Origin of the sequence: Mycobacterium arosiense ATCC BAA-1401 = DSM 45069 (assembly GCF_002086125.1) — a bacterium.
Classification (GTDB): Bacteria; Actinomycetota; Actinomycetes; order Mycobacteriales; family Mycobacteriaceae; genus Mycobacterium; species Mycobacterium arosiense.
The window spans coordinates 1-240 of sequence record NZ_MVHG01000379.1 but is presented as its reverse complement, the minus strand read 5'-3'; the positions used below and the strand labels follow the sequence as shown (position 1 = coordinate 240).

The window sequence follows — 240 nt, the reverse complement described above, 5'->3', positions numbered from 1 at the left end:
GTGATGAGCACGTCGATGCCACGGTCCAGTTGCTCGGCGATCCAGTCCTCGCGGCGGCTGGCGTCCACGCTTGCGCGCAGCACCGCCACCCGAAAACCTTCCTGCTCCAGCAGCACCTTCAAGCGCGACGTGGTGTCGCGCGTGCCGGTATAGACCGTGTAGGCCAGGACCTTGCGACCCTGTGCCTTCTCCTCTTTGCAGATGTCGATCAGCTCGCGCTCTTTCGGTGTCACCTCGAAC

At 63.8% G+C, this 240-nt stretch carries 1 protein-coding gene; it reads right to left on the bottom strand.

All coding sequences use genetic code 11. The annotated features are described in order from the left end of the window. On the bottom strand, nt 1–240 hold a 240-nt coding region (locus BST14_RS28910; protein WP_142279735.1), incomplete at both ends, for a P-loop NTPase family protein.